At 32.2% G+C, this 5,806-nt stretch carries 9 protein-coding genes; 5 read left to right on the forward strand and 4 right to left on the reverse strand.

Annotation, left to right across the window (positions count from 1 at the left end; all coding sequences use genetic code 11):
• From ACKI2P_RS10550 to ACKI2P_RS10560, 3 genes are all read left to right on the forward strand, one after another.
• Window positions 1–256: nitroreductase family protein (locus ACKI2P_RS10550; protein WP_407377420.1), on the forward strand; the 256-nt coding region annotated here is incomplete at its 5' end.
• Between the two features lie 37 nt (window positions 257–293).
• Window positions 294–668, forward strand: coding sequence for a nitroreductase family protein (locus ACKI2P_RS10555; protein WP_407377422.1), 375 nt, complete (start codon window positions 294–296; stop codon window positions 666–668).
• Window positions 669–1,020: 352 nt separating this feature from the next.
• Window positions 1,021–1,842 carry a nicotianamine synthase family protein gene (locus tag ACKI2P_RS10560; protein ID WP_407377423.1) on the forward strand — a complete coding sequence of 274 codons (822 nt, stop codon included), beginning with the start codon at window positions 1,021–1,023 and terminating at the stop codon, window positions 1,840–1,842.
• Window positions 1,843–1,863: 21 nt separating this feature from the next.
• Here the strand turns inward: ACKI2P_RS10560 and ACKI2P_RS10565 are convergent, their stop codons facing one another.
• Window positions 1,864–2,250, reverse strand: coding sequence for a nuclear transport factor 2 family protein (locus ACKI2P_RS10565; protein ID WP_407377425.1), 387 nt, complete (start codon window positions 2,248–2,250; stop codon window positions 1,864–1,866).
• Between the two features lie 88 nt (window positions 2,251–2,338).
• Here ACKI2P_RS10565 and ACKI2P_RS10570 point away from each other — a divergent pair, with 88 nt between their 5' ends.
• A complete protein-coding gene (locus ACKI2P_RS10570) occupies window positions 2,339–2,719 on the forward strand; it encodes a winged helix-turn-helix transcriptional regulator (RefSeq protein ID WP_407377427.1) in 381 nt (126 codons plus the stop codon).
• Here ACKI2P_RS10570 and ACKI2P_RS10575 read toward each other — a convergent pair.
• Window positions 2,705–3,355 (reverse strand): YczE/YyaS/YitT family protein, encoded by a 651-nt coding sequence (locus tag ACKI2P_RS10575; protein WP_407377429.1) that lies wholly within the window; start codon window positions 3,353–3,355, stop codon window positions 2,705–2,707. The genes ACKI2P_RS10570 and ACKI2P_RS10575 overlap by 15 nt on opposite strands.
• Window positions 3,356–3,412: 57 nt before the next feature.
• Between ACKI2P_RS10575 and ACKI2P_RS10580 the strand changes: the two genes are divergently transcribed.
• Window positions 3,413–3,886, forward strand: a complete 474-nt coding sequence (locus ACKI2P_RS10580; RefSeq protein WP_407377430.1) for a MarR family winged helix-turn-helix transcriptional regulator — start codon at window positions 3,413–3,415, stop codon at window positions 3,884–3,886.
• A gap of 72 nt (window positions 3,887–3,958) precedes the next feature.
• Here ACKI2P_RS10580 and ACKI2P_RS10585 read toward each other — a convergent pair whose 3' ends face one another.
• Window positions 3,959–5,074: a low temperature requirement protein A gene (locus ACKI2P_RS10585; protein ID WP_407377432.1), complete on the reverse strand. Its 1,116-nt coding sequence runs from the start codon at window positions 5,072–5,074 to the stop codon at window positions 3,959–3,961.
• A gap of 129 nt (window positions 5,075–5,203) precedes the next feature.
• A complete protein-coding gene (locus ACKI2P_RS10590) occupies window positions 5,204–5,668 on the reverse strand; it encodes a HEAT repeat domain-containing protein (RefSeq protein WP_407377433.1) in 465 nt (154 codons plus the stop codon).
• Window positions 5,669–5,806: the final 138 nt, after the last annotated feature.

A 5,806-nucleotide genomic window follows, 5' to 3' on the forward strand; every position in this document is an offset into this window, starting at 1 on the left:
TTATATTCAAGGTGAAATAATGAATTTCAATGAAGTAATGGAAAAAAGACATTCATCAAGATTTTTCAAAAAAGATGAAATTAGTGAAGAAAATTTAAAAGAAATTATTAAAATGGCCAGTTTATCACCATCATGGGAAAACAGCCAACCATGGAATGTATATATTGCAACTGGTGAAACACTGGAAAGCATCCGCAAAACCTGGCTTGAAGAAAATAGTCAGAAAATTAAAGGGTCTGCAGATATGAATCCTTGACACAGAACCAACTTTTCCGAAAGAGGCCAGAAAAAACATGGCCGATTTTATGGGAGATATCGGTCAGTTCCGTGACGACCCCGATTTGGAATACTTCTTCCACGTACAACATGTTCTGTTTAACTCACCAGCAATAGTTTATTTAACCCTTCCAAAAGACTACACAAAATGGTCCGTTTATGATCTAGGTGGTTTTGGTATGAGCATATTACTTGCCGCAACCAATTTAGGAATCGATTCCATCCCCGCTTACGAACTTGTTAAATATCCATACATCATAAGAGACAACCTTCCAATTCCAGAAGATGAAGATATCATTATGGGAATTGCATTAGGCTACGAAGATGGAGATAAAATTAACGAATACGAATCTCCAAGACTTGACCTAGATGAAATCTTAAAAATTAACTAAATAATCCTTTAGGATTATTTAAAAATTCTTTTTTTTCTAAAACTTTAATATTAATGTCACAATTTGGAGCACTTCTTCTGCTAACTTTTTAATTTTCAGGGTTTTTTGGAATTTAATATACTATATGTATAAAATATATTACATACTGATTAATTGCTTTTGCAAACTCAAATGAAAATCATCTTTTCACACGTTTTCCCAATTAAAATTTAAAAAAAGTAATACTATTAATTAAAAAATTTGAAAAAAGTATTATTTAACACCTTAAATCTATTAAAACAATTTAAATTTTTGTTATTACATTAAAAACGTTTAATAAGTAGAAAAACTAATACTGTTTTAAGTGATTAAAATGAGTTGTTATAAATACTGGGGAAAACTCGAAGAGATTGCAGACAAATTATCTGCATACGGTGATTTAGACAAAAACGGCATTACCGAACTTGACAACGTTGACATTGATGAGATTGTTGAAATTCTTGATGACGTCGAAATCATTGCACATGATAAAACCATCGATTTTGATTCCGCAAAACACATTCTTGATGATGAAAAGATGAACAAAGCATTAAAACTGATTCGTAAATTTTACATTTATGTTGGAGCAAGACTTGAAAAAGAAAACGCTTTAAAAATATTGGAATCCGACAACCCAAAAGAAACATTGGATTCATTCCACTTTTATGACAGATACATCGGACTTATTGAAAACGAAAGTCAACTTGCCAAATTCAATAAGGATAAAACTTTTGTATTTTTAGGAAGCGGCCCTCTCCCATTGACACTTATAATGTTTAATATGGTCCATGGATGCAAATGTATCGGTATCGAACAACAGGAAAATGTCGCAGAACTTTCACGCAAAGTTCTAAAAAGATTAGATTTGGATAAAGAAATAGAAATTGTTGTTGGAAACGAAAAAAAAGTTGCAGACATGGATTATGATATTTTGATGATTGCTGCATTTGCAGAACCAAAAGACAGAGTATTTTCAAACATTTGGGAATATGTCGATGAAAAAACACCGGTAATCTATAGAACATATACCGGAATGAGAGCAATCCTCTACTCCCCGGTTCTTGATAAGGACACAAGGGGTTTCCACAAGGAAGTAATGGTGCTTCCAAGAGGTAAGACAAACAACACCTCAGTATTGATTAGAAAAATAGTTTAATTTAGAGATTTTTTCTCTAAATTAATTTTTTTCAATAGTTTCTGAATTCTGATTATATGCCTTTGCAACCGCTTTCCATTCACCGTCCATTTTTAACATCAAAAGAACATCAGTGAAATCTATGCGGCCACCCCAGCTTTCTTCTAAAACCCTGACCACGGCCAAAGTTTCCTCCAAAAGAAGAACATCAATTCTTGCATTGAATTCATCACCAGCAGCAACACTGTCAACATTATCATAGAATTGCTCAATAGATCCATGTTCCAAATCACCGTCAAGATAACCGAACAGAACCGCTTCATCAATGAAGAGCTCTTTTGCATATTTACTATTCCCTTCAGCTACACTTTTTACAAATTTTTGTGCCGCCTTTTCGACAGCTTCATATTCGCTAATTTCACATCTCATATTAAATTGTTGAGCCATATAGCTTAAAAAGAATCTGTAATTTTAAAATTACTTAACAGATTTTAATTATGAAAACATAATAATTATTATGAACATTGATGATTATTGTCCTGTTAGTGATTCCCTTGATTTTTTTAGCAGAAAATGGGTGTTGTGCATATTGATGGACATGTTTAGAGGTAAAAAGTATTTTAGTGAATTTCAAGACTCAAACCCTGAATTGAGCAATCATGTTTTATCCAATACCCTGAAGTATATGGAAGAAAAGGAACTGATTAAAAAAGAAACAGTTGATGTGAAAACCCGACACAAAACATCATACTGCCTGCTTGAAAAAGGTTTGAAAGCAAATAAGATATTATACGAACTGAGCATGTATTCATTAACCGAACTGAATTGCAGCAAATTAAATGAAAACATAAAAAATGAACTGCTAACCACTTATACCGATAGTTTAAATCTCGATTAGTGCATCAACATATCTTTCCAAGTATCTTTTCATTATCCGAACAATAGGTCCTATGATAATTGCTGAGATGACTGTTCCTTCACGAACACCTGCCAGATATCCTAAAAACACAAAAGACAGAATTGCTGCAGTAATTACAAAAGAAACATCACAATAGGGTTTTATTTTACCGAACTCCCTTTTTAAAAATTTTGAAACCGCCACTATAAACCCGTCACCAGGAAGGAAAACAACTTCAGTTTTAATTTCAAGCAATACCCCAAAAGCCATTACAATACAACTTGCCAAAAGCAAAGCAAACTGGGAAGGATAATCAGAGGGATTTAAAAAATTAATCAGCATCAATGTAAAATCAATGAATACTGAAAAAATTGTTCCTATCACAATTTGGAGATATTGCCTTTTCTCAAAACCTCCCCTTAAAAGAACGATCTCTATCGCAATGAGAAAAATATTAAAGAAAAAGCTAGTTGTCCCTACGCTTAAATTTGTTATTAAGCTTGAAACATAGGGAATGCAAATCAAAGGAGAAGTCCCCAGATTCGCTTTAATAGACAATGACGCCCCAAGTGAAATGATAAACAGAGAAATCAGATATATCACATATCTATTAACTTTTTTTATGCTAACATTCATAACAGTTAATTTAATTTTGAAAATATTTAAATATTTCCTAGGAAACACTAATATATAATGAAATTTAGAAACATATCAGACCTCCAGGATGAAGACTTAAGAGAAACTCCATTTGAGTTTTTAATCATGAAACTGAATGATATTTGCCTAGTTACATTAAACAGAAAATTTAAAGACTTGGATTTGACAATTAATCAGGCAAATTTCCTAGTTGTCATAAATACAGAGGAATGTTTGCCCCAATCATACATTTCACAATTGCTTAATATTAGAGGAGGGAGTGTCACAAAAGCACTGAAAAGGCTTGAAGCCAAAGATTTGGTTGAAATTATACCTAATCCAGAAAACAAAAGTAAAAATATAGTAAAAATAACTGATAAAGGCCGGAAAGTAACCTTAGAATTTAAAAAGACCATTACCGAAATTGAAAATGAAATTTTTTTAGACTACAGTGAGGATGAAAAGGAAAAACTGAAAATAATGCTGCGAGATCTATCAAAGAAATATCTCGAATTAAATAAAACACCCTAATTTAAAGACTATGCTTCCTGTAACTTCCATAATGAATTTAAAAGCAATCCAGAATAATTTATCATGAATTAATTAATCCAATTCATTTTTGTTTTTATTTAGCAAAACCTTGAAGTTTCCAAAAGTTATTACCAAAACACCAACTAAAATGCCATAAACATTTTCTAAAGACAATAGAATAATTCCTGAGCCTAATACTATAAAAGCACCCATTATTACAATCTCTTTTAAAGACAAAACAATTCCATCGTAATAATATTCCTTATTTGCCATAATTGAAACATAAAATACAATCAAGGAAATTATCATCAATACCCAATTGAATAACGGGTCTACGGCACCACTGTGCAGCAAATCCAATGCAACAGTAATCAGATTAATGCTGATTATCACAAAATAATGGCTGAACATTAACCTTAAGCTTCGCTCTTCCCTCGAATGATTCATGAGGTTGTGGATTTGAACAACATATGAACCGAACATTGTAATTATTATGAAAAAGACCAGGATAGGAATTAGACTTAAATTATTCACATCAAAAAAGTGAGTCATTCCAACAATTGCTTCACCGAAAGTGATGATTGTCAGCAGTTCAAATCTTTCTACCATATGAGGGAAATTGATGATGTTCTTGTTGAATTTGCCTTTGATGAAAAAGGGCAGGAACGCACCACATAGAACCGCAGCAACATCAAGCCAAATTACAGCGTTAGCGTAATCAAATATAATCGCCAAAAGTGCTATCACATAAATTGTACAGACAACAGAAAGAATTGTTATCGAATTTCCTGCTGCTCCAGACAGTGACCCCTCTTTATATGCCTGAATAGAATACAATACAACTACTGTCAAAAGCATGATTAGCATGGATACATTAAACGGCAACAACATCAGATTCCATTGAGTACTGATAGTGTTGGTCATGAAAATAACCGCAATCATATTGATGCAAGCCAGAATATACTCATAATCCTTCCATTCACCATAACGATTGACGTAATTTGTGAAGTAAAGCCATGCCTGAAGAATCACAAAAGAAGTAATTACATACACAAAAATACTGTTTAACGGTAAAACACCATTGACAGGTTCATTTACTAAAGAGGTAAGCTTTGAAATTGCGTATACAAAAATCAAATCATAAAAAAGTTCGATCAATTTGACTTCTTTTTTGATAATCCTAACCATGAATATAATTTATTTTTAACATATTATGTTTTTTCTATGAAAAAATAAAAAACATAAAAAAATGGAATTGTCCTTAATAAGCATTCAGAAATGATAATTAAAAAAAAGAAAAGTATAAGCTTTTAAAGCTTATTTGTTGATTGAGTTAATAGCACTTTGTGCACCCTGTTTTACAAAACCGCTTTCGTCTTCAAGCAATTTTTCAAGTGCAGGAATAGCCTTTTCATCACCTATGTTTCCTAGTGCCCAAGCAGCTGCTCCTCTAACCCTCCAGTCTTCATCGCTTAAGGTTTCGATTAAAGGATCTACAGCAGGTTCACCCATACGAGACACTGCGGTGGATGCTTCTCTTCTAACCAATTTATTGTTGTCATGCATGGTTTCGATTAATGCAGGAATTGCTTTTGGATCATTTATTGCACCAAGTAATGTGGCTGTATTTAATCTGATTTGTTTTTTTCTGTGAGATAATGCTTCAATCAATGGGTCTAAAGCTTCTTCACCTCTTAATTCCAATTCTCCCATAGCATCTTCAACAACAAAGTCATCTTTATCATTCAATTGTTCAATTAATTCATCGATACTTCTTGCCATTTTTATCCCTCTTTGAAGGTGTTTCTACTATTACTTATGTAATTACTATATATATTATACTTGTAGGTATAAATATATTTCGATAGTATACGAACAATTTTTTTGGAAACAAAATTGCTATATAATTAAAAATTAATA

The organism is Methanobrevibacter sp. (assembly GCF_045541095.1).
Classification (GTDB): Archaea; Methanobacteriota; Methanobacteria; order Methanobacteriales; family Methanobacteriaceae; genus Methanocatella.

What these genes read in the sequence shown, in the direction of transcription:
- ACKI2P_RS10555 (WP_407377422.1), top strand. Translation starts at nt 294, where the DNA reads ATGGCCGATTTTATGGGAGATATCGGTCAGTTCCGTGACGACCCCGAT.
- ACKI2P_RS10560 (WP_407377423.1), top strand. Translation starts at nt 1,021, where the DNA reads ATGAGTTGTTATAAATACTGGGGAAAACTCGAAGAGATTGCAGACAAA.
- ACKI2P_RS10565 (WP_407377425.1), bottom strand. Translation starts at nt 2,250, where the DNA reads ATGAGATGTGAAATTAGCGAATATGAAGCTGTCGAAAAGGCGGCACAA.
- ACKI2P_RS10570 (WP_407377427.1), top strand. Translation starts at nt 2,339, where the DNA reads ATGAACATTGATGATTATTGTCCTGTTAGTGATTCCCTTGATTTTTTT.
- ACKI2P_RS10575 (WP_407377429.1), bottom strand. Translation starts at nt 3,355, where the DNA reads ATGAATGTTAGCATAAAAAAAGTTAATAGATATGTGATATATCTGATT.
- ACKI2P_RS10580 (WP_407377430.1), top strand. Translation starts at nt 3,413, where the DNA reads ATGAAATTTAGAAACATATCAGACCTCCAGGATGAAGACTTAAGAGAA.
- ACKI2P_RS10585 (WP_407377432.1), bottom strand. Translation starts at nt 5,074, where the DNA reads ATGGTTAGGATTATCAAAAAAGAAGTCAAATTGATCGAACTTTTTTAT.
- ACKI2P_RS10590 (WP_407377433.1), bottom strand. Translation starts at nt 5,668, where the DNA reads ATGGCAAGAAGTATCGATGAATTAATTGAACAATTGAATGATAAAGAT.